A 23,054-nucleotide genomic window follows, 5' to 3' on the forward strand; every position below is an offset into this window, starting at 1 on the left:
TTATTTTTCATACCTTAGACCGCCACGCCTTGCTATTTTATTTGTTAAGGTATGACATTGAAAAGTTGAAAATTGTGTATTAAGTTGAGTTTTTATTGAGGTGTAAAATGGGATTGTTATCAGATGCCAAACAAAAGCGACAAGAAAAGTTTAATAATGAGTTTATTTCTTTGTTTGATAGTGTGATATATTTAGATGAGCCATTAGATGAAGCATTAGACTATATTATTGAGTGCATGCCTTATCAATCAAAGCTATATTTGACAAATGATGGTTGTCAAAGCGTTTATTGTGATGAGAAAAATAATTACTGTTCAGAATATGCAGAATGGCATTTTGGCATTGCTACCATGACTTATTCAAAAATTATTGATAGCTTGACCGAATGTATCAAGCAAAAACAAATAGAGCCAACCAATCCTATTTATAATCTAGGTTTTGGCAAAAAACGCTTTTTATCATACCTTGTTAGTGATGGCATAGAAGTAAAACAAAAAGACCTAGAAAACGCCCTAAGCCCTACCCCCATTTGTGATGAATACGTGGATATTGATTATTACACCCTACAAAGTATTATTGATGAACGAGACGAATTAAGGGGGCGTGTGGACGAGCTTAAAAAGCAAGGCACACCCAAAGTCATCAAGCCACAAGGCGATGATTTATTGATATTGGGGGCGGTCATAGAAACCTTAGCTAATGTCAAAGTAAATCCCTATACACAAGCAAAACTCATCATTGAGATTATGGCTAGACATAATGCAATTACTGGCTTATCCGAAAGCACACTAACCAAGAAATTTGCAGAAAGCAAAAAATATTTGCAACAAAAACAATGAAATTTATCTTATTATTTTTCATTTAAAATCAATCATCTATTTAAATAATCTTTTCATTGATTTTTCATTTATAAAAAATGAAATTGCTAATGAAAGGATTATTTTTTTGTCATTTTTTATCATGCGTTCCAATCCTTTTAAATCGGAGCGTATGTAATGCAAACCCTACCAAAAGGCGGACTATCTACCGCCAAAGACATCTTGCCCCTACTACCCTTTGGGCGGACAACCCTATGGCGTAAATGCAAACATGGCAAATTTCCCAAACCCCAAAGACTAAATGCCAGCGTTACTGTATGGCGAAACGATGAAGTAAACGAGTGGTTAGCTAATCCGACCACATGGGAGAATTTGGCATGAGCCAACGCCAGGACATCTACAACCACCTAATGACAGGGGCATCAATCACGCCCATCACCGCCCTTAATCTGTTTGGGTGCTTTTCCCTATCACAGCGATTAGGCGAGCTTAGACGGCATTTTGGTGTACCCATTTTGTCAAAGACGGTAGAGAATGCCGATGGCAAACGTTATGCGTGCTATTGGCTAGATAAAACCTACATTGCCAAAGTCAAGGCAGGCGAGATTAAAGGCTATGGGGTTTTTTCGTAAATTTCCGAAAAAATGGGAATTTTAGGTTTTTTAGGTGCGTACCGTTGGAAACTTTTTTGGAAACTAATACTTTTCATTTTTGTATTCCATAAATTTATGAAAAACCTTGCTAACCAAGTTGCTAACCAAGCATTTCCTTGTTCACTTTGCTGTTCACCAGTACGCATACAAGTCCATGGAAAACCTTACTAACTTGTTTGCTAACCAAAGGGCTGTATTTTCAGATACGACCCTTTGCCACGTTTTCAAATCCAAGCAAGATTTTTTGGAAACTTGAAAAAACTTGACATTCATTTCCACAAAACAGAGCGTATAAACCATGATAAAAGCGTATTTAACCAAACTGTCCCACGACCTACATACCACAACCGAGCTACTAGGCAAAATCAGTCAAGCAAGCAGTAATCAAAGCGTATCGGACGTGCTAGACAACATCACAGACCGCCTAGACGTTCACGCCAGACAGCTTGATAAAATCATCAATCACATGAATGAGAAACAACCCCATGGGAGTAAATTTTTATGATTGATATTGATTATCTGCAAAAAGTTGTGAATGTCCTAAACGCACACGCCGACAAAAACGACTGCATGGCAACGCTATTTTTGCAAGCCCATGAACTAAAAGGCGATACCATGTACCAAGACCATGCCATAATTTGCCTTGAACACGCCAAACAGCTTAGAGAACATGGCGGGTATATTCAAGAAGTGATTGATGAACCGCATTTGTTGGTTAAGCAATAGACTTTTTCGGGAAATACTGTACAAGCGAAAAAATGGGGTTGCCCAAAGTTGGGCAAGGGTATTACTTTGAATGAGAAACAACCCCATGGCGAGCGATAAACGCCCATTTGAGAAACAAACCCCATGAAAGCCCCTTTTTAGCCGTCCAAGCCCCACCATAGGCAAAGACACCACCCACCGCCCTAAACCGCCACAGAACGCAACACAGGCGAAAACAGGGCAATAAAAAACCCCTTGCCAATCTTTGCAAGGGGAAATCCACCACAAGGATATTTTACTATGAATGAAATTCAATGTAAATCACAAGTTAATGAAATTATTTCACTTGATAAAACTGATAGTGTGGACGATAATAGCCATCGCAGCGTCGAAAACTGCTTTACACTCGCACACCACAAGCGAAATCTGTGGATTTTTTATGCCTATCAGAATTTAACCGCCTTTTTGTCAGCGGTTGCCTTTCTTTTGGGTTGGAAGGTGTGGAAATACCCAATACCACACGCCGTTAGTGTAGCGGTTTTCGAACTTCCAGCCCACCCTATTTTTAGGGTGTTATTCAAACCATCGAAAGGTAACTACACTATGACAAACTCAATCTTATCCCACTCCTTAGCCGTCCTAACAGACGAATACCACCGCTACAATGCCATGCACGAGCAAAACCCATACATGGGTTATGCAGACCGTGCCAATGCCATTAGCAACGCCATACACGCTTTAAAGCAAAGCACCCCAAAGCCAAAAACGGCTTTAAATCGCATTCTAGGGGGTGCAGAATGAACACCACCGACAACATCAAGATTACATCAAGTCAGAACACTGACACCACCCCACAAGGAGCGGTAAAGGTGCTTTATACCGTCCTATGCAAAGAGCCAAACGTTTACCAAGAGTTTAGCGACTTTGACACCGCCCACACGTTCGCCACACAGCTTGCACAGGACTACCCACAAGCCCACATTGAGAAAGCCAAAGTATCGTTATTTTTTGATGATTGTGATAATGACAATGGGGGCAAGCATGAGCGAGATTAACACCATTGGCGAGCTTATCAAAACTTACACGCCTGCCACCACCGACCAGATTAACGCCATCTATCAGGGCATGGGGGAGCTATCCCCCAAATCCTTTGTGTGGATTGATGATGATATTAATGCCATCAAAACCGCCAATAATCTAGGTATGATTGTCAAAAACCCCAAAGGGCAAGCGGTCAATTTGGCAATTTTAAAGCCGTCCAAGCCCTATTTGCTAAACCACCGTGAAAAGGTAGGGGCAGGCGTGTTTGGCGATTTGGGGGCGGAGTGTGCTTACCTAGTAGATGATTTATTCACCGCCTTAGATTTGTCTTTTGCCCTAAAAGAGATGGGAGAGCGGTTTTGTGTACTGATGGCATTTGGCAATATTGACAAGGTTGCCAAAACCTTTTGCAAAACACACCGCCTAATCTTGCCCATAGGCAAACACCAAGCGGACGAGCTACAAAATAAAATAGGCAATTTGCCAAACGTGGAGATACACGCCTGCCTAGACCCCGTGGAGAACACCATAGAGCGGTTGAAGGGTAATGACACAGACACCCAAATCATCAAAGAGCTTGATTATCCCTATTTGGGCGGTCATTTTGTCATCAAAGATGGTAAGCTGTTTTATACCAAGTTAGATAGCAAAACCGACCACACCACCGAGACATTTTTATCAAATGCCTTGTACATTGACGGACAAACCCGAGACAAGACAAGCGGTAATTGGGGCAAGCTGTTACGCTTTACCGACCCAGACGGCACACAAAAGACATGGGCAATGCCAAATGATTTATTGATGGGTGATGGGCGAGAGTACCTAAGACCGCTTGCCAGCATGGGGCTTGTTATTGGCACAACCGCCAAAGCCAAAGCCCTATTAACCGCTTATATCCAATTTCATCCATGTACCGACAAACTTTTGTGTGTGGATAATGTAGGTTGGCACGGCACGGCATACGCCCTACCACACAAGATTTGGGGCGATGGCGTGGTATTACAAGCCGAGCAGATAGAGCATGGCTATCGTGAGCAGGGTACATTAGCCGAGTGGCAAGAACACATATCCAAGCCATGTATTAACCATAACCGCTTAGCCTTTGCCTTGTGTGTATCACTCACAGGGGCGGTGTTAGAGCCATTGGGGGCGGATAGCCTAGGTTTTCATTTTGTGGGTCCATCTAGCATGGGTAAATCCCTTGCCCTAAACATGGGGGCAAGCGTGTGGGGCGGACGTGAGTTTGTCCGCACATGGAAAGCCACAGGCAACGGCATGGAGAGCGTCGCAAGCATGCACAATGACGGCTTTTTAGCCCTTGATGAATTGGGCGAGTGCGAGCCTAAGCAAGTTGGGAGCGTGGTGTATATGCTAGGCAATGGCACAGGCAAAACACGCATGAACAAAGACACCACCACACGCCCCAGCAAAAAATGGCGGATTGCTTACCTATCCACAGGAGAGACCACCTTAGACGGCATTTTAAAGCAAGCAGGGCAAAGCATAAAGGCAGGTCAAGCGGTACGCCTAGCCCACATCAATGCCGAAGCAAAATACGGCATGTTTGACAGCCTAGCAGAGTTTAAAAGCGGTCATGAGTTAGCCGAGCGTTTGCGAGACAATGCCAAACGCTATCACGGCACGGCAGGGGTTGCATGGCTTGATTATCTTACCACCCACGACTATTTGGCACAGCTTAAAGCCTTTATTCATGATTTTACTAATTTGTATGATGGGCTAAGCAGTCAGGCAATGAGAGTGTGTAAACACTTTGCTATCGTTGCAGGCGTGGGCGAGCTTGCCACAGTCGCAGGGGTTACAGATTGGCAGGCAGGACAAGCCACACAAGCGGTCAAGGCGTGTTTTGATGATTGGTTAGCCACACATGGCAAGCATGGCGATTTGGAATTAACCGCCCTAGTGGAGCGTATCGTCCACACCATAGAGCGACACCAATATTCACGCATGGCAAGCCTAAGACACGAAGCCGAGAACCTAGAAAATAACTGGACGGACGGTAAACCCAATTTTCTAGGCTTTATTGATGAAAAAAACCGCCTTTATTTGTTCACAAGTGCAGGGTTTAGCGAAGTCAGCGAACCGCTACCGATTAGGCAAGCCTACCAAATGCTAAAAGCGGTCAATCTTACCACGGCAAGCCACCGACAACAATACCAAAAGAAAATCAATGGCAAAAAACGTTTATTTTATGCCATCAAAGATGAAATTTTGACGTTTTTAGACAATGAGCCATAGCAACATAATTTAACACAAAAAACCCATGATTTAATTATGGGTTTTTTTAATTTTTTCAAAATGGTGTACTGTACACCGTTTTTTTGATAAAGTACACCATTTTTAAAATCGTCAAAGCCTTACCACATAAGGCCGGTACACCAAGTACACCAAGTACACCACAAAAAAACACAGATACAGAAATTTATTTTTTTATGGACAAAAAAACGGTAATTTTATGTAATTTTAGAAACATTTCACGATGGCAATTTTAGATTTAAAAACCAAAATTCACGCCTGCCGTTGGTGTACTTTTCTGACCAGTAAAGGGGGTATAAAAAAGACTTTTCCGACAAGTACGCACGCGCGAGACAAATGCGAAACCACCCCATGCAAGGGGTATTTTTTTACAGTATAAAAAAGACTTTTCGGAGCAGTACGAGAGCGAGAGTAATTCCGCATTTGAAATGCGAAACTGATTTTTGCGAGCAGTACGATAATAGGTTGTTTTGTTATGTTGATAAAATGCGATTTTTTAAACATGATAAGTAAGATATGTTTACGCCATAAACATGACTATGCTATCATGTTTACGTTTTTGTATTTTTTAAACATGAGATAATCTTATGACATGCAGGTTGCATGAATGGTGAATTTTTACTAAGATATGGGGCAAATTGAGCGGTAAAATAATTTTAGTGAACAAGCGTGGACTTGACAGAATTGTACCCTATTTTGTACCCTAAACGGCATTTTTGAAAATGACCCCTAATAAAATCAATAACTTAGGTTAGGTTTTCAATTCCGACCACTGGTACCAACTACAAGCCCTTGATTTTTCAAGGGTTCTTTGTTTTTAAAAGCAAAATCATATCCCCAACCCTTTAATCTGCTCTGTCATTCGCCATTTATCTGTAAAAATCTTAGCAACTTAAAATCATAACCATTTTTTATCTTGTCTATTTGTGTTAAAATAAGTCATTTACCAAATCCAAAAGTGATGACCATGGCACAAACATCAAAACAACCACTTACCTTTCAACAAATTATCCTAACCCTACAAAACTACTGGGCAGAGCGTGGCTGTGTGGTTTTGCAACCGTATGATGTGGAAATGGGGGCAGGGACTTTTCACACCGCCACTTTTTTGCGTGCTTTGACCCCTGAAAAATGGAACGCCGCCTATGTACAACCGTCTCGGCGACCCACCGATGGGCGATATGGCGACAACCCCAACCGCTTGCAACATTATTATCAATTTCAAGTCGTGCTAAAACCCAATCCTGCCAATATCCAAGAGCTGTATTTGGGCTCTTTGCAGGCGTTAGGTATTGATACACTAACTCATGACGTGCGTTTTGTGGAAGACAACTGGGAGTCGCCAACGCTTGGGGCGTGGGGCTTGGGCTGGGAGGTGTGGCTAAACGGCATGGAGGTTACCCAGTTTACCTATTTTCAGCAGGTGGGGGGCTTGGCGTGCTTTCCTGTCACAGGCGAGATTACTTATGGCTTGGAGCGTCTGGCGATGTACATTCAAGGCGTGGACAGCGTTTATGACCTTGTATGGACGGATGGCGAATTTGGGCGAGTAACTTATGGCGATGTGTTCCACCAAAACGAAGTTGAGCAGTCCACCTATAACTTTGAATATGCCGATGTGGAAAAGCTCTTTGAACTGTTTGATTTTTATGAGTTCGAGGCCGACCGTTTGGTTGGTGTCAATCTGCCATTGCCTGCCTATGAAATGGTGTTAAAGGCGTCTCACAGTTTTAATTTACTTGATGCGCGTGGGGCAATCAGTGTTACCGAACGCCAACGCTTTATCTTGCGAGTACGCACTTTGGCTCGTAAAGTGGCGGAGAGTTATACCATTGCTCGTGCCAAATTGGGTTTCCCTTTGGCGGATGAAGCTCATAAAAAAGAAGCGTTGGAGAAGTGGTTGCCCAAAGAGAATGATGAGTGATTTTTTTAAAATTTAATAAAAACAGGTTGATAAAATAATGAAAAAATTTGCAGTAAAAGCATTATGCGGTTTGAGTGTTCTGTTTGCTATGAATGCTCATTCGGCTTTGAATTATTGGCATATAAAAGAAAACAATTCTGATGAATATACTTACAATATTGTTACGCCTAGACCTAATTTCTTTGAGATAACCATCAAATGTTATCCAAATGGTTTAGACAAACCTGTTATTAGTTTCGGTTATAGAGATGAAGCTAGCAATACAGTTGTTGAAAAACCTTTGACAAATGATGTGGAATATACTTTTGTTGTTGATAATTTGACGGTTAAGCCACAAGCAAACGATGTATTCAAAATGATGTTTATTAATAAAATTGGTAATGCTCAAATGTTTGCTGTCGTTGATAAAGATGATGAGATTGTAGCATTCTTTACGCCATTTAATAAAGCACCGAATTTGACAAAAAATTGCACTATGATAAAAGAATAGTGCAATTTCTAAGATAGGATTAAAAATGAGTACCGCATCGTTTGACAAACAATTTATTGTGCGTGATGAAAAGGCGATTGAGCAATTTTTATATGATTTAGAAAATGCCAAACCGTCAAAACCAATCAGTCTTGAACCCACGCAAGATGAAATTGAGCAAAAAAATAAAGTATTGGCATTGCTACAAAAGCGAATGAGTAAGTTATGCTAACGATTATCGCATTGCAGGAATTGTACGACATACAAGGTCGCAACAAAGAACAAATACAACTTTTATTAAAGGAATTTGCTTGTCCAAAAAATCCCGATGTAGAGCGATTTTTGCACCAAAAAGCCTTACGATTTGAAGAAAGTCATAATGCCAGAACTTATTTGATTTTGTCAGAAATGGGCGAAATATTGGCGTATTTTTCATTATCGTTTAAGGAAGTGGATTTGCAAGTAGATAAAATAAGCAAATCTGAAATTAAGCAATTGGATGGCATTAATAAAAACGCCAATAAAATCCGAGTGTTTTTGATTGGACAAATTGGTAAAAATAGTTTAATTGCCGACAACCCCCATTAAACTGGCAGATATTTTTAATGAAATTGAGAAAATATTATTAAAAGCCAAACAGTTAATTGGCGGTCGTGCCGTTATTTTGGAATGCCAACCCATTGCCAAACTGCTTGATTTATATAGCCATCACGACTTTAAACAATTGGCGGTTGTGAATGATGATGAAATGCTAACCCTGTATCGGGTTTTATAATGTAAATTTTTAAATAAAAAGGTTAAACAATGAGTATCATCCTATTTGAACTTGGTTGTGAAGAACTGCCACCCAAATCCCTAAAAACCCTAGAAACCGCCCTAAAAACAAGCCTTGAAAAATCGCTTGTGGACGGTCAAATCGCCTTTGACGGCATTAAAAGCTACGCTGCTCCACGCCGTTTGGCGGTGCAGATTTTTAATGTTGCCAGCGTTACGCCCGACAAAGTAGAAACCAAAAAAGGTCCTGCGGTCAAATCCGCTTTTGATGAGACGGGCGAGCTAACCCGTGCAGGTCAAGGCTTTTTGCAAGGACTAAACGCCACAGGTTTAAATTTAACCAAAGCCGATTTAATTACCCTTTCTGACAAAAAAGGCGAATACATTGGCTATGAGCTGACTGTCAAAGGCGAAAGCGTGGACGAGCTACTGCCCCGCCTTATTCAAAAAGCCCTAGATAAGCTACCAATCGCCAAAAAAATGCGGTCAGGTGCTGACAAACACGAATTTGTCCGCCCTGTCAAATGGGTGGTGCTAATGCGTGATGATGCGGTTATTTCTGCGACCATTCAAGGACACCAAGCGGGAAGTCAAACCTGCGGACACCGTTTCCACGCTCCTGATTTTGTGGCAATTTCCAATGCCAACGACTACGAAAGCGTGCTTGAAAACGCCTATGTCATCGCCGATTTTGCCAAACGCCAAGCGAACATTGTCGCCCAAGTCCAAAAACTCTCTGATGAAATCGGTGCGACCGCCATTGTCCCTGATGAGTTGCTGGATGAAGTTACCGCCCTTGTGGATTATCCTGTTGCCTTGCGAGCAAGTTTTGAAGAACGTTTCTTAGCCGTTCCCCAAGAAGCCCTTATCAGCACCATGCAAGCCGACCAAAAATATTTTTGTCTCACGGACGATAACGGCAAGCTAAAACCCAACTTTATCTTTATCAGCAACATTGACAGCCTTGATAAATCTGCGGTGATTTTGGGCAATGAAAAAGTGGTACGCCCACGCCTGTCGGACGCTGAATTTTTCTTTTTGCAAGACCAAAAACGTCCGCTTGCCGACTTTGCCGAAACCCTAAAAACCCGAGTGTTCCAAGACAAACTTGGTACGATTTGGGAAAAGGGCGAGCGTATTGCCAAACTGTCTGCCTTTATTAGCGAAAACTTGCGTCCGCACGGTTGGGACGTGCCGACCGATGACGTGGTGCGAGCAGGAATTTTGGCAAAGGCGGATTTGGCGACCACGTTGGTGGGCGAATTCCCCGAATTGCAAGGCATTGCAGGGACGTATTACGCCCACAAATCGGGCGAAAAAGCGGACGTGGCGAACGCCATTGCCGAGCAATACCTGCCCAAATTTAGTGGCGATGAATTGCCCAAAACCGACATTGGTGTGTGCTTGGCACTTGCCGACCGCTTGGATACCATCGTGGGGATTTTTGGCATTAATGAAGCACCGACAGGCTCTAAAGACCCATTTAGTCTAAGACGAGCCAGTATTGGCGTGCTAAGAATTTTGATTGATAAAAAGTTACCCTTAAACCTTGTAGCGCTGGTTGAACAAGCTCTAAAAGGCTATGGCAACCGCCTAGCCAATCTTGCCAAAACCTTTACCGATGTGATGGAGTTTATCAATGCACGCTATCGTGCCATGTACACCGAGCAGGGCGTGAATGTAGACACCATTCAAGCGGTGCAAGCGATAAATCCGCACATGCCCCTTGATTTTGATGAGCGTATCCGTGCGGTACAGGCGTTTCGTGCGTTGCCACAGGCACAGGTGCTGGCAGAGAACAACAAACGTGTTGCCAACATCCTTGCCAAAGCCGACAACGTGGACGAGAATGTAGATGAGAGCCTATTGACCGAGACGGCAGAAAAGGCGTTGTATCAGGCGATTTTGAGTGCCAAAGAGACGGTAAAACCCTTACAGGATAAGGCGGATTATCAAGGGGTATTGACCGCCTTGACCGCTTTGGCAAGCCCATTGACCGACTTTTTTGATAATGTCATGGTAAATTCCGATGACGAAAATCTCAAAAACAACCGCCTAGCCTTGCTTGGGCAGGTGCGTACGCTGTTTTTGAGCGTGGCGGATATTGGGGTATTGCAAGGTTAAACAAGTCTTGCCAAAACCAAAACCCTATCGCAATGATAGGGTTTTTTGATTAACTCTACAGACAACCAAAAAATCCGCCCCATGACATCATCAAGAGGCGGATTTGATGTAGGACTTATTTTTGATTGATTTTTGCCATCGCTTTTTCGTAGAACTCATTAAATTTGTCTTTGGCGGTGTGGACAAATTCGCTGTCGGCCTGCTCATCAATCATATCACTAATTTTGGAGAACAGCTCTTTGGTTTTGGATTTTTGATATACAGGCAGTCTTTGACATACTTCGCTAACTTTGGTACGCACTTCACCAATCACTTTTTCATTGCCTTTGGCATCCAAAATATCGCACACCCAGCCAGCCAGCTCCACGCACTCAGCTTCTTTAAAACCACGAGTGGTAACGGCAGGTGTACCAAGGCGGATACCGCTTGTTACAAAGGGTGATTTGGGGTCGTTTGGCACGGAGTTTTTGTTCACAGTGATGTGAGCGTCCCCAAGCCATTTGTCCGCTTCTTTGCCTGTAATGCCTTGCTTGATAAGGCTGATTAGCATAAGGTGGTTTTCGGTACCGCCAGACACCACGTCATAGCCACGAGCGATAATCGTGTCTGCCATGGCTTTGGCGTTTTTGACAACTTGTTGTTGATATTCTTTGTACTCATCGCTCATTGCTTCTTTAAAGCACACTGCTTTGGCGGCAATGGCGTGCATTAGAGGACCGCCTTGCGTACCAGGGAAGACGGCTGAGTTTAGTTTTTTCTCAATCTCTTCGTTGGCACGGGCAAGGATAAGACCCGAGCGAGGGCCACGCAAGGTTTTGTGAGTGGTGGTGGTCGTTACGTCCGCAATCTGTACGGGGTTCGGGTACACACCTGCCGCCACAAGCCCTGCAACGTGTGCCATATCTACCATAAGATACGCACCGACTTCATCGGCAATCTCACGAAACTTTTGCCAGTCTATGACCTGACTATATGCCGAAAAGCCAGCGATAATCATCTTAGGCTTATGCTCACGAGCCAGACGAGCCACTTCATCATAATCAATCAAGCCGTCATCGGTAATGCCATAATGCACGGCATTATACGTTTTGCCTGAGAACGACACGCTTGCCCCGTGTGTCAGATGTCCACCGTGAGCCAAGCTCATGCCAAGCACGGTGTCGCCTGCTTCTAGTAGGGCAAGATACACGGCAGCGTTGGCGTTAGACCCTGAGTGTGGCTGTACGTTGGCATAGTCCGCCCCAAACAGCTCTTTGGCACGGTCAATGGCAATCTGCTCAATCATGTCCACATGCTCACAACCGCCATAATAGCGTTTGTTAGGGTAGCCTTCGGCATATTTGTTGGTTAGGTTTGAGCCTTGTGCCATCATCACGGCAGGGGAGCAGTAGTTCTCACTGGCGATAAGCTCAATGTGGTCTTCTTGACGCTCGCCCTCGGCATCAATGGCGATGGCAATCTCGGGGTCAATGGCGTGTAGGGAGATGTCTTTGAACATAAAAAATCCTTAGATTGGAAAGATTAGAAATGAAATGGTATAAAAACATGCTAAGTGTATCATATTTTACCTAAAATGGCAGGGGTATTTTGGTATCAGAGATGATAAATAGACCAAAATCATACCAAGATATTAGTCGATTATCAATTTAAAAAATCTGTTAAAAACATCTCCTGCACTAACACTGCTCGCCCTTGCCAATCATAGACCGTATTTCGCCCCCAATGCTTATTATTAAAAAAGTAAGTGCGAGTATGGGGCAAGTTTTTGTTGTGCTTAAACATGACATAGCCAATTGGTGTGCGTTTTAAATGGCGTAGGCGTTTGGCATTACCGACTAGGCTTGTCAAGGGAAATACACTTTTGGCACGCACCCATGCTTTATCATCATTGCCATAAAGCTCCACTTCACGCACCCACGCAAGGGCAGAGCGGTGGATGGGCAGTCCTAAGAGTTTTTTGGTGGTAAAATCAATGACTTGATACGATTCACGCACCACATTGACATGCAAGGCTTGCCCTGCTCGCTGTTCTAATAAGGTGGTGAGCGAGCCGTGAGAATATAGATAAGGGGCTAAGGTGGTGGGTGGTGTGGTCATGATAAAATAGTGTGAAATTTGGCAAATTTTAGCATAAAATGACAATAGTGGGGGCGAGATGGGGTGGTTTTTGAGATGTTTTGTTACAATTTGGCAGATTTTTCAAAAAATTTTTATAAAAAATCAAACATTATCATCAAGATAATTTATACACCACATTTTGAGAAAATCACCTTACTTTTCAGAGGGTTATCACTTTGCTTGTCTTAATTATCATCAATTTTTATAATGAAAAATCCAACATCATTTTTTAAAAAAATAATGACAATTTAAGCAGGCTATTGGATAAATGCCAAACTTTTGGGTATGCTAGGCACATGAAAAACAAACGAGCAATACAGATGGTTTTGCATTGCTTTTTCATAAGTTGGCAGTTTTGTCATTCACGGTCCTAGACCCATGAACTTTAAGGAAAATTCTCATGACTTACCAATCCGCCCTAGAACACGTTCGCAAAGTTAAAGAAAAACTCGGAGGCACTTGGGACGCTATCCGCCCAGAAGATGCCGCTCGCATGATTGTCCAAAACCGCTTTAAAACTGGTCTTGACATTGCCAAATACACCGCTGCCATCATGCGTCGTGACATGGCAGAGTACGATGCTGACAATTCTAAATACACCCAGTCGCTAGGCTGTTGGCATGGATTTATCGCCCAACAAAAAATGATTGCCAACAAAAAATACTTCGGCACTACCAACAAACGCTACATCTACCTATCAGGCTGGATGGTTGCCGCCCTACGCTCTGAGTTTGGTCCACTGCCTGACCAATCCATGCACGAAAAAACTGCCGTGCCAAAGCTCATTGAAGAGATTTACACTTTCTTACGCCAAGCAGACGCCAAAGAGCTAAACGATTTGTTCCGTGCGTTGCAAAAAGCAGAACAAGCAGGAGATACTGCAAAAGTTAAAGAAATCGAAGCTCAAATTGACAATTTTGAAACCCACGTTGTGCCAATCATCGCTGACATTGATGCAGGTTTTGGTAACGAAGAAGCCACCTACCTACTGACCAAACAAATGATTGAAGCAGGGGCGTGCGCCATTCAAATTGAAAACCAAGTATCAGATGCCAAGCAGTGCGGACACCAAGCTGGTAAAGTTACCGTACCACACGAAGACTTTTTGGCGAAAATCAATGCCGTGCGTTATGCCTTCTTAGAGCTTGGCGTGGACGAGGGTGTGATTGTTGCCCGTACCGACTCAGAAGGTGCCGACCTTACCCAAAAAATCCCTGTAAGCCGTGAACCCGGTGATTTGGCGAGCAAATACATCAGCTACCTAGAAACCACCGAGATTGACATCGCGGACGCCAAAGAAGATGAAATCCTTATCAAGCGTAACGGTAAACTACACCGCCCAACTCGCTTGCCATCAGGTCTGTATCAGTTCCGTGAAGGCACACAGCACGACCGTGTTGTCCTTGACTGCGTAACTTCGCTCCAAAACGGTGCGGACATGATTTGGATTGAGACCCCAACCCCAGACGTGGCAGGCATTGCAAGTTTTGTTAATGACATCAAAAAACAAGTGCCAGATGCTAAATTGGTGTACAACAACTCTCCGTCATTTAACTGGACAATCAACTTCCGTCAGCAAGCCTACGACCGTTGGGTTGCCGAAGGTAAAGACGTATCAGGCTACGAGCGTGATAAGCTGATGGATGCTCAATATGACGACAGCGAGCTTGCTCGTGATGCGGACAAAAAAATCCGTACTTTCCAAGCGGACGCTGCCCGTGAAGCAGGTGTTTTCCACCACCTCATCACGCTACCGACTTACCACACCGCCGCTCTATCTACACACGAGTTGGCAAAAGGTTATTTTGGTGATGAAGGTATGCTTGCGTATGTGGCAGGCGTTCAGCGTAAAGAAATCCGTGGCGGTATCGCTTGCGTGAAACACCAAGCCATGGCAGGCTCGGACATTGGCGATGACCACAAAGAGATTTTCTCTGGCGAAAATGCGTTGAAAGCTGGCGATGCGAGCAAAAACACCATGAACCAATTTGGCGGTTAATTCTCGCTAAATCCTAAGCGTGAAAACGGTGTTTTACTGTCAAAGTAGAACACCGTTTTTGTTAAATGGAAGCTAACTGATATTGGTTTTCCGTTCGCCCTGAGCTTGTCGAAGGGTGAAAGAAAACCGTTATGGTTCGACACGCTCACCACGAACGGTTTTTATCAAATTTCATTTTTATTTTAAGGACAAAACAATGGCAACAACTCGCATTCAAAAAGGCTCTTTGGCGATTGACAAAATCTTATTTGATTTTATTGAAAATGAAGCCCTACCTGTGGCAAAGCTAGATAGCGACACTTATTGGAAAAACTTTGAGCAAGTGGTGCTTGACCTCACCCCAAAAAACAAAGCCCTACTTGCCAAACGCGATGAGTTTCAAGCTCAAATTGACGCTTGGCACAAAAACAACACTTATGAGCTGGGTGCGTACAAACAATTTTTAACCGACATTGGTTATCTTGAACCAGAAGTGGCGGACTTTTCTATCGCCACCGAAAATGTCGATGATGAAATCGCCACCATCGCAGGGGCTCAATTGGTTGTGCCTGTACGAAACGCCCGCTATGCCCTAAATGCTGGCAATGCTCGTTGGGGTTCGCTTTATGATGCCTTGTATGGCTTTGATGTCATCAGCGAGGCAGACGGTGCAGAAAAAGGCAAAGGCTATAACCCTGTACGGGGGGCGAAGGTCATTGCATTTGCCAAAAATTTCCTTGATGAAACTTTCCCATTGGTAGAAGGTTCGCACGCTGATGTAACAACTTATGCGATTGACAATGGTAGATTATCCGCCAAAATTGGCGATAAAACCACTACTTTGCAAAACGCTGAAAAACTGGCAGGCTTTAACGGCACAGCAGACAACCCAAGCGAAATTATCTTAAAAAACAATGGCCTACACGCCATCGTTCAGATTGACCGTGAGCATTTGATTGGCAAAGATGACAAAGCAGGCGTCAAAGATGTGATTTTAGAATCGGCGGTTACCACCATTCAAGACTTAGAAGACTCCGTGGCGGCGGTAGATGCCGAAGAAAAGGTAGAAGGCTATCGCAACTGGCTGGGTCTTATGAAAGGCGATTTGTCTGAGCAAGTGGAGAAAAATGGCAAAACCATTACCCGCACCCTAAACCCCGACCGCACCTTTACCGACCTAAATGGCAACAGCCAAACCCTACACGGGCGTTCGGTGCTACTTTTGCGTAATGTTGGACATTTGATGACCAACCCTGCGATTTTGGTGGGTGGCGAAGAGATTTTTGAGGGGATTATGGACGCTCTTATCACGCCAATGCTGACCGCCATTGACATTCGTGGCGAGAACACCTTGCGTAACTCTCGCACAGGCTCCATGTATATCGTTAAGCCAAAAATGCATGGCTCGGATGAAGTGGCGTTTGCCGTGGAGCTGTTCTCTCGTGCCGAAGAAGCTATTGGCTTACCCAGAAATAGCCTAAAAATGGGCATCATGGACGAAGAGCGTAGAACGTCCGCCAACCTTAAAAACTGTATCGCCCAAGTTCGTGAGCGGACGATTTTTATTAACACAGGCTTTATGGACAGAACAGGCGATGAGATTCACACCGCCATGCACGCAGGGGCGTTTGTGCGTAAGGGCGAGATTAAGGGACAGACGTGGTTTGGGGCGTATGAAGAGCGTAACGTCTCAATCGGTCTAAAAGCAGGACTGCGTGGCAAAGCCCAAATCGGTAAAGGCATGTGGCCTAAGCCTGATGAACTTGCCGAGATGTATCGCACCAAGATTGAACACCCCCAAGCAGGGGCAAACTGTGCATGGGTACCGTCTCCAAGCGGTGCGGTGATTCACGCCATTCATTATCACAAATGCAATGTCATGAACCGCCAAGAAGAGCTTGCACGCCTTGACACGCCTAGCCTTGATGACCTTTTGACCATTCCTCTTGCCACCGATACAAATTGGACAGCGGACGAAAAACGCCGTGAACTTGAAAACAACTGCCAAGGCATTTTGGGCTATGTCGTGCGTTGGGTAGATTTGGGCGTGGGCTGTTCCAAAGTGCCTGACATCAACAACGTGGGGCTGATGGAAGACCGTGCCACCTTGCGTATCTCATCTCAGCACGTCGCCAACTGGCTGGCTCACGGTATCGTAACTGCCGATGAAGTCTGGGACACCCTAAAACGCATGGCAAAAGTCGTGGACGAGCAAAACAAAGACGACCCTGCCTATCGTCCGATGTCGGCTGATTTTGACAATAACATTGCCTTTCACGCCGCCGCCGACCTTATCTTTAAGGGAGCGACCGAGCCGAGTGGTTATACCGAGCCGCTACTGCACAAAGCTCGTTTGAAGTTGAAAGGTTATCAGGGCGATTAATCGCTTGTGATAAAAACCCCAAGCTGTCATAGTTTGGGGTTTTTATTACCTAGATTTTTTAAAGATTGCATAAATACCAAATAACACGCAGTTGTAAATAAATGAGAATATTGCTCCTGTAATGGGTGCTAGTGCTCGACCTGTATCGTTAGAAACTCTCTGCATGGCTTGTTGTTGTTCCGGTGTAATTTCATCACCACTAAAAAAACCATCATCATCTAAATCAAAACTATTCAAATAAATGGTTTTTTGATAATGAAAAAATTCTGCCATAAAAACAATCAAAAGCCATACCAATATAATTGATAATATCCATGCTATCCATATAGGTATTTTTCGACGGTTTGCAATTTTAATGACAATAAATGAGGGTGATGTTATTAAAAAAATGGTTAAGAAGATAGAAAATATTATCATCAATATGCCTTACAACTTCGCCAGCCACAAATTCACGCCAAAGCCAATAAACAAACACCCCACCCCCACCATCGCCAAAGTCATGATAATGGGGCGAGAGCCAAAAGTATCCGCCAGTTTTTTGCCACTAAAAATCAGCAAGGTCAAATATAAAAAGCTGACAATTTGCAAAATGACCGCCAAAATAAAAAGGTCAAAAACGGCTTATCATAATCAGGGCGGACAAATTGCACAAAAAACGATAAGAAAAATAAAATCGCCTTGGGGTTGGTAAGACTAAGTGATGACAAGCGGTAAAAGTGATTGTGCCATTGGACTTTGGGCGGATTAAAACTTTTATTGGCAATGGCATGGCGATTTTTAAAGGTGTGATACGCCCCAATGATAAGCCGTACTAGATACGCTAGATAGCACCCACCGATGAGCTTGATGACATCAAACACCGCAGGATAGAGTTTTAATAACGCCCCTGCCCAAAAGACGGTCGCCAAAATCAGCAAACTATCGCCCACCAAAATCCCCGACATCGCCCCCATGCCCGCCCGCCTACCTTGACTTGCCGACATCGATAGGCAGTAAGACTGTTTGAATGATGACAATTACGTCAGCAAGGTAGAAGACTAAGTTCTGTGAAGTTGTGAATTAAAGAACAATTACACAAAACTTAGTCTTTAGTGGATACAGCTGGCTTTACCAACCTAACCTTTGATCTTGTGTCTAAGATTTGGATTGGTTCATTTTTTGGTTTTTTGTGTGTGTATTGGGGCGTGCTGAACATTGATAACATTTTATAAAAATAAGATAAAACTTATTGTTTTGTCAATTTTTGCATGAAAAATGGCTATCCGACCGCTTAATTATGCAAATACCAACATTCAACACGCCCCAGGCAAGACTAAAAACGCTTTTTAAACTTACCGCCCATCGCATTACTGGCATTTTGTAACTCGTTCATTTTTTGGCGAACTTGCTCTTCACTCATGCCCAGATTGATGGTGCTGGGGTCTACACCCATCTCATGAATGTCACTGGTCATTTTGGCAAATTCTTGTTGCTTGTTGCCACCAAACAAAGGACCGCCACCACCGCCAGACATGCCACGAGTCAGCCCTTGCACCGCTTTCATCATTTTCTCGATGCCATCGGGGCGACTAATCATTTTCATCATTTTTGCCATCTGCTTGTGTTGTTTTAGCAGGGCATTAACGTCTTGGATTTGTTTGCCCGAACCTGCGGCGATGCGACGTTTACGGCTAGGGGTGATTTTGTCGGGATTTTGGCGTTCAAAGGGTGTCATGGAGTGAATGAGTGCTTCCATTTCTTTGACTTTCTCTTCGGGTTTGGCTTGGGCGAGTGCGTCTTGGATGTTTGCCCCGCTCATGCCTGGCATTTTGTCCAAAAATCCTGCCATGCCCCCCATGTTTTTCATCTGTTGGAACTGGGTCAATAAGTCTTCTAAGTCAAACTCACCGCCTTTTTGGATTTTTTTCGCCATGCGTTCGGCTTTGTCACGGTCGATTTTGTTTTCAACTTCTTCAACCAATGACAACACGTCCCCCATGCCCAAAATACGCTGGGCGATACGCTCGGGGTGGAACAGCTCCAAGGCTTCTAGTTTTTCGCCACGACCCAAAAATTTAATGGGCTTGCCAGTAATCACACGCACGGACAAAGCGGCGCCGCCACGAGCGTCACCGTCTGTTTTGGTCAAAATCACGCCTGTTAGGGGCAGAGCGTCGTTAAAGGCTTTGGCGGTGTTGGCGGCGTCTTGACCAGTCATTGAGTCCACGACAAACAAGGTCTCGGTAGGATTGACGGCAGCGGTTAGCTCTTTGATTTCGGTCATCATCGCTTCATCAATGGCAAGGCGACCTGCGGTGTCGATGATGAGAATATCAGCAAACTGGATTTTGGCTTGTTCGATGGCACGATGAGCGATGTCAATCGGATTCTCGTTCACGCTCGATGGCACGAACATTGCCCCCACTTGCCCTGCGACAAATTCAAGCTGATTAATCGCGGCAGGGCGATACACGTCTGCTGACACGAGCATGACTTTTTTCTTTTGTTTGTCTTGTAGGAACTTGGCAAGTTTACCTGCGGTGGTGGTCTTACCTGCCCCTTGCAAGCCTGCCAGTAGATAGACCACAGGCGGTTTGCCTGTCATCTCTAAGCCTTGGTTTGCCGAACCCATCATCTCGGTCAGCTCGTCATAGACGATTTTGACAAAGGCTTGACCAGGGGCGAGTTCTTTTAGCACTTCTTGCCCGAGGGCTTGTTCTTTGACTTTGGCGACAAAATCACGAGCCACAGGCAGTGCCACGTCCGCTTCTAGGAGTGCCATACGCACTTCACGCAAGGTGTCTTTGATGTTGTCTTCGGTCAGGGTGCTTTGACCTGCCAGTTTATGAAGTGTGCCAGAGAGTCGTTCGGTTAAGGTGTCAAACATGATGAGTTCCAAAAAATTAATAGAAAAATTTGGGTTATTTTATGCTAAATTTAAAAATTATGCTATTATTATTGCATATTTTGTACCAATTTTATGATAAAGGGGTGGTTGTGTTCGTTTTATACCTGATTGGCGTGATGATTTATGCAGGAGTGGGGCTTCATCTGTATCACGCTTTGGTTAAAAATAAGCCAATTTTTAAGACCGCCACGTTATCCGCCCTAATCATCGCCATCATCTTGCATGGCGTGATACTCGCCCCACAAATCATCACGCTCTATGGGCTTAATTTTAACATTTTTAACGTCCTTAGTCTAACGGGGCTGTTTTGCCTTATCTTTTTTGTGCTGTTTAGTCTGTATCGCCCCATTTTGAGCCTAGGCGTGCTTGCCGTGCCGACCGCCATTATTGGCATGAGTTTTGGTGAGTTTGGACAAGCCCCGTATCAGCCGATTACTGACATGAACATGGGTCTACAAACGCACATCCTGCTGTCGTTTGGGGCGTACTGCGTGCTACTGATGGCGTGCGTGCAAGCGGTGATTTTGCGACTACAAATCCGTGAATTAAAGCACCAGACGATACACCGCTTTTGGGTTGCCAAACTGCCGTCTTTGCAGAGCATGGAGAGCCTGCTGTTTGACATGATACTCATGGGTTTTGTGATTTTAAGTGTCGCCATTGGGCTTGGGCTTGTGACCACTTATGACATCATGGCTCAGCATGTGGCACATAAGCTCGTGTTTAGTGTGCTGTCGTGGCTCGTGTTCGGGGTGTTCATTGCGGGGCATTACCGTTTTGGCTGGCGGGGTAAAAAAGCTTCCAATTTTGCCATTTATGGCTTTATCCTGCTTGCCATTGGGTTTGTGGGGTCAAAGGTGGTGTTGGAGCTGATTTTAAAATAAATTGGGTTATATGGGGGTAATTTATTCATCCAAAAACCAATCTTTTATCACAGGGCAAATTGCAATTTGTCCCTACAAGCCTATCTAAGGCATAATTTATCAACAACGCCAAACATTTAAATAAATATTACACCAAAAAAGGATGAATCATGATAAAAAATCACTCTGTATCATTATTGGTTTATGTATGGCAATGCCTGCCTATTCTCACTGTATTTATGAAAAGCCCTTGGATGAACCCATAACCGATTTTCGCTGTGTTGGCAATCTCATTGAACGCAATCACGATTATGAATATTATAGTGTCATAGATAAACAGGGCAATGTTTTATTTGCTAAGGTGGATTTATTATATGATGAGTATGATAGAGGGATTGACATGGTTATGAATGGTAAAACAGGATTGATTGATAAAGACGGTCGCATAAAACTGCCTTTTAAGTATGAACATATCGGCATCTTTGAAAAAGATGATAATCTTATCTTAGTCAAATCAAATGGTAAATTTGGCTATATCAATCAACAAGGCGAAACGGTCATTGATTTTATCTATGATGATGCTTAGGGGTTTGGAGAAGGTTTGGCTTGGGTTGTACAAAAAAGAGCGGATGATAAAGGTCTTGATGTTTATTTTATCGATGAAAAAGGCAGTAGGGTATTTGATGTGCCAAAAGATGTCTCATCAATGGGGGTGGTTTTTAATGAGGGGCTTTATATGGTTAAAAAGGATGGCAGGTTTGGCTATGTCAATAAAGAAGGAGAGCTTGCCATTGATTATCAGGATTATGATTATGTTGAGGGTTTTGAACATGGGCTAAATGTTGTCACTAAAAATGATAAAGAAGGTGCGATTGACCGCATGGGTAATATTGTCATTCCCATAAAATACGATAATATCGAATATGTGGATGAGCATTATTTTATATTAACCTTGGGTGATGATATTTTTATTGCAATTTTAATGGCGATATTTTAAAAAAGGAGATGAGACTATACCGCTCATCTGACCTTTATGATGATAACAACCACCCCATATACATCGCAACTTTGACAAATGAAGAAGGCTATCCAACGGCATTGGTTAATCACGAATTAAAAGAAATCGTCCCTTTTCATCGCTTTGATGACATATTTGTATTAAACGCTAATTATTTTGAAGTAAAAAATAAGTGTTTAAATCAAGATGAAGCCATGCTAATAGATGATGAGAGATATGGTATCATTGACAATCAAGGCAGGCTGATATTTGAGCCTGATTATCAAATTGATAAAACCTATCATGGTAAGGTTATGTCTGATTATTATATTTTAAAAAATAAACATCATGCAGGCGTGATTGATAAAAACATGAATGTGCTATTGCCTTTTGATTTTGATGATATTTATTCGCCTGACATGCCATTTTTTATTGTCAAAAAGGATGATAAAGTGGCATTGTATCAATATGACAAAGCCATGACGGGTTTTGATTATCAAAAGATTGAATTTATCACGCCAACGCTATGGGCGGTTCAAAAAGATGATAAGTGGGCGTTAATCAATGAACAAAATAAGCCTTTGACCAAATTCATATATGATGACATGGATGAGTTAAAATATGGCATGATACCTGTTTTAAGACAAGGAAAATGGGGCGTGCTTGATGAGCATTACCAAGAAATCATTGCTCCTGTGCATGACGGTTTATGGATTTTGGATAATGGGGCGATTGGCGTGAGCACATTAATCGATGGTTATCATAAGTATGGCTTGGTGGATAAAAAGGGCGTGGCATTGACCCAGATTGAGTTCGATGACTTGTCAAGTTTTGGGGCGACAACAATAAGAGTGGCAAAGCAAATCGGCGATAAGCAGTACTATGGACTGCTTGATACCACGGGTAAGGAGATTTTCCCTGTCAAATACGACTTCATCACGCAGTCAGATGGGGCGACCGAAGAGATGTATCTTAATGATGAGACCATTACCATAAATAAGGCAGGCAAGATATTGACAAATAGGTAATGGCTAGGTAACGGCTAG

Annotated in this window: 27 protein-coding genes; 20 read left to right on the forward strand and 7 right to left on the reverse strand. The window is 43.4% G+C overall.

What is annotated here, in order from left to right; genetic code table 11:
• Nucleotides 1-107: 107 nt before the first annotated feature.
• From B0182_RS02840 to B0182_RS02855, 3 genes are all read left to right on the forward strand, one after another.
• Complete coding sequence (locus B0182_RS02840) at nt 108-839, forward strand: hypothetical protein (protein WP_078273501.1); 732 nt, start codon at nt 108-110, stop codon at nt 837-839.
• Between the two features lie 156 nt (nt 840-995).
• Complete coding sequence (locus B0182_RS02850) at nt 996-1,199, forward strand: helix-turn-helix transcriptional regulator (protein ID WP_078273503.1); 204 nt, start codon at nt 996-998, stop codon at nt 1,197-1,199.
• Complete coding sequence (locus B0182_RS02855) at nt 1,196-1,450, forward strand: helix-turn-helix domain-containing protein (RefSeq protein WP_078273504.1); 255 nt, start codon at nt 1,196-1,198, stop codon at nt 1,448-1,450. The genes B0182_RS02850 and B0182_RS02855 overlap by 4 nt, the downstream gene beginning before the upstream one ends.
• On the opposite strand, the gene B0182_RS02860 is transcribed toward B0182_RS02855, so the two are convergent.
• Nucleotides 1,432-1,617: a hypothetical protein gene (locus tag B0182_RS02860; protein ID WP_078273505.1), complete on the reverse strand. Its 186-nt coding sequence runs from the start codon at nt 1,615-1,617 to the stop codon at nt 1,432-1,434. The two genes, B0182_RS02855 and B0182_RS02860, sit on opposite strands and share 19 nt — an antisense overlap.
• A 152-nt stretch (nt 1,618-1,769) precedes the next feature.
• Here B0182_RS02860 and B0182_RS02865 point away from each other — a divergent pair, with 152 nt between their 5' ends.
• The 11 genes from B0182_RS02865 to glyS all read left to right on the forward strand — a co-directional run bounded on the left by B0182_RS02865 (nt 1,770) and on the right by glyS (nt 10,782).
• Nucleotides 1,770-1,976, forward strand: a complete 207-nt coding sequence (locus B0182_RS02865; RefSeq protein WP_078273506.1) for a hypothetical protein — start codon at nt 1,770-1,772, stop codon at nt 1,974-1,976.
• Nucleotides 1,973-2,197 carry a hypothetical protein gene (locus tag B0182_RS02870; protein ID WP_078273507.1) on the forward strand — a complete coding sequence of 75 codons (225 nt, stop codon included), beginning with the start codon at nt 1,973-1,975 and terminating at the stop codon, nt 2,195-2,197. Before B0182_RS02865 ends, B0182_RS02870 begins: the two co-directional genes overlap by 4 nt.
• Before the next feature lie 582 nt (nt 2,198-2,779).
• Nucleotides 2,780-2,977 (forward strand): hypothetical protein, encoded by a 198-nt coding sequence (locus tag B0182_RS02875; protein ID WP_078273508.1) that lies wholly within the window; start codon nt 2,780-2,782, stop codon nt 2,975-2,977.
• Entirely contained in the window at nt 2,974-3,231 is a 258-nt protein-coding gene (locus tag B0182_RS02880) for a hypothetical protein (RefSeq protein WP_078273509.1), read from the forward strand. Before B0182_RS02875 ends, B0182_RS02880 begins: the two co-directional genes overlap by 4 nt.
• A complete protein-coding gene (locus B0182_RS02885) occupies nt 3,218-5,473 on the forward strand; it encodes a DUF927 domain-containing protein (protein ID WP_158079607.1) in 2,256 nt (751 codons plus the stop codon). The genes B0182_RS02880 and B0182_RS02885 overlap by 14 nt, the downstream gene beginning before the upstream one ends.
• Before the next feature lie 985 nt (nt 5,474-6,458).
• On the forward strand, nt 6,459-7,415 hold the full coding sequence (gene glyQ, locus B0182_RS02890; protein ID WP_078273535.1) for a glycine--tRNA ligase subunit alpha: 957 nt from the start codon (nt 6,459-6,461) through the stop codon (nt 7,413-7,415).
• Between the two features lie 37 nt (nt 7,416-7,452).
• Nucleotides 7,453-7,905, forward strand: coding sequence for a hypothetical protein (locus tag B0182_RS02895; protein WP_078273511.1), 453 nt, complete (start codon nt 7,453-7,455; stop codon nt 7,903-7,905).
• Between the two features lie 25 nt (nt 7,906-7,930).
• Complete coding sequence (locus tag B0182_RS02900; protein ID WP_078273512.1) at nt 7,931-8,116, forward strand: hypothetical protein; 186 nt, start codon at nt 7,931-7,933, stop codon at nt 8,114-8,116.
• Nucleotides 8,110-8,472, forward strand: coding sequence for a hypothetical protein (locus B0182_RS14750; protein ID WP_228157800.1), 363 nt, complete (start codon nt 8,110-8,112; stop codon nt 8,470-8,472). The genes B0182_RS02900 and B0182_RS14750 overlap by 7 nt, the downstream gene beginning before the upstream one ends.
• Nucleotides 8,453-8,659, forward strand: a complete 207-nt coding sequence (locus B0182_RS14755) for a hypothetical protein (RefSeq protein ID WP_228157801.1) — start codon at nt 8,453-8,455, stop codon at nt 8,657-8,659. The genes B0182_RS14750 and B0182_RS14755 overlap by 20 nt, the downstream gene beginning before the upstream one ends.
• Nucleotides 8,660-8,688: 29 nt before the next feature.
• Nucleotides 8,689-10,782, forward strand: a complete 2,094-nt coding sequence (gene glyS / locus B0182_RS02910; protein WP_078273513.1) for a glycine--tRNA ligase subunit beta — start codon at nt 8,689-8,691, stop codon at nt 10,780-10,782.
• A 115-nt stretch (nt 10,783-10,897) separates the two neighbouring features.
• Here glyS and glyA read toward each other — a convergent pair whose 3' ends face one another.
• Complete coding sequence (gene glyA, locus B0182_RS02915; protein WP_078273514.1) at nt 10,898-12,280, reverse strand: serine hydroxymethyltransferase; 1,383 nt, start codon at nt 12,278-12,280, stop codon at nt 10,898-10,900.
• Nucleotides 12,281-12,423: 143 nt separating this feature from the next.
• On the reverse strand, nt 12,424-12,879 hold the full coding sequence (locus tag B0182_RS02920) for a chorismate--pyruvate lyase family protein (protein WP_078273515.1): 456 nt from the start codon (nt 12,877-12,879) through the stop codon (nt 12,424-12,426).
• Nucleotides 12,880-13,300: 421 nt separating this feature from the next.
• On the opposite strand from B0182_RS02920, the gene B0182_RS02925 reads away from it, so the two are divergent.
• Nucleotides 13,301-14,899, forward strand: a complete 1,599-nt coding sequence (locus B0182_RS02925) for an isocitrate lyase (protein ID WP_078273516.1) — start codon at nt 13,301-13,303, stop codon at nt 14,897-14,899.
• A gap of 196 nt (nt 14,900-15,095) precedes the next feature.
• Nucleotides 15,096-17,261, forward strand: coding sequence for a malate synthase G (locus tag B0182_RS02930; RefSeq protein ID WP_078273517.1), 2,166 nt, complete (start codon nt 15,096-15,098; stop codon nt 17,259-17,261).
• A 45-nt stretch (nt 17,262-17,306) separates the two neighbouring features.
• Here the strand turns inward: B0182_RS02930 and B0182_RS02935 are convergent, their stop codons facing one another.
• The 4 genes from B0182_RS02935 to ffh form a co-directional block, all read right to left on the reverse strand.
• Complete coding sequence (locus tag B0182_RS02935) at nt 17,307-17,678, reverse strand: hypothetical protein (protein ID WP_078273518.1); 372 nt, start codon at nt 17,676-17,678, stop codon at nt 17,307-17,309.
• Between the two features lie 9 nt (nt 17,679-17,687).
• The gene (locus tag B0182_RS15085; protein WP_264676239.1) at nt 17,688-17,849 is read right to left on the reverse strand and encodes a LysE family translocator; all 162 of its coding nucleotides are present in this window, start codon (nt 17,847-17,849) and stop codon (nt 17,688-17,690) included.
• Nucleotides 17,822-18,277 carry a LysE family transporter gene (locus B0182_RS15090; RefSeq protein ID WP_264676240.1) on the reverse strand — a complete coding sequence of 152 codons (456 nt, stop codon included), beginning with the start codon at nt 18,275-18,277 and terminating at the stop codon, nt 17,822-17,824. Before B0182_RS15090 ends, B0182_RS15085 begins: the two co-directional genes overlap by 28 nt.
• A gap of 296 nt (nt 18,278-18,573) precedes the next feature.
• Nucleotides 18,574-20,127 carry a signal recognition particle protein gene (ffh, locus tag B0182_RS02945; protein WP_029102218.1) on the reverse strand — a complete coding sequence of 518 codons (1,554 nt, stop codon included), beginning with the start codon at nt 20,125-20,127 and terminating at the stop codon, nt 18,574-18,576.
• A 110-nt stretch (nt 20,128-20,237) separates the two neighbouring features.
• Between ffh and B0182_RS02950 the strand changes: the two genes are divergently transcribed.
• The 4 genes from B0182_RS02950 to B0182_RS02965 all read left to right on the forward strand — a co-directional run bounded on the left by B0182_RS02950 (nt 20,238) and on the right by B0182_RS02965 (nt 23,036).
• Entirely contained in the window at nt 20,238-21,032 is a 795-nt protein-coding gene (locus B0182_RS02950) for a cytochrome C assembly family protein (protein WP_208624087.1), read from the forward strand.
• Nucleotides 21,033-21,219: 187 nt separating this feature from the next.
• The gene (locus B0182_RS02955) at nt 21,220-21,597 is read left to right on the forward strand and encodes a WG repeat-containing protein (protein ID WP_158079608.1); all 378 of its coding nucleotides are present in this window, start codon (nt 21,220-21,222) and stop codon (nt 21,595-21,597) included.
• Nucleotides 21,598-21,612: 15 nt separating this feature from the next.
• The gene (locus B0182_RS02960; protein WP_078273520.1) at nt 21,613-22,008 is read left to right on the forward strand and encodes a WG repeat-containing protein; all 396 of its coding nucleotides are present in this window, start codon (nt 21,613-21,615) and stop codon (nt 22,006-22,008) included.
• Nucleotides 22,009-22,016: 8 nt separating this feature from the next.
• Entirely contained in the window at nt 22,017-23,036 is a 1,020-nt protein-coding gene (locus B0182_RS02965; RefSeq protein ID WP_078273521.1) for a WG repeat-containing protein, read from the forward strand.
• Nucleotides 23,037-23,054: the final 18 nt, after the last annotated feature.

The organism is Moraxella bovis (genome assembly GCF_002014975.1).
Lineage (GTDB): Bacteria > Pseudomonadota > Gammaproteobacteria > Pseudomonadales > Moraxellaceae > Moraxella > Moraxella bovis.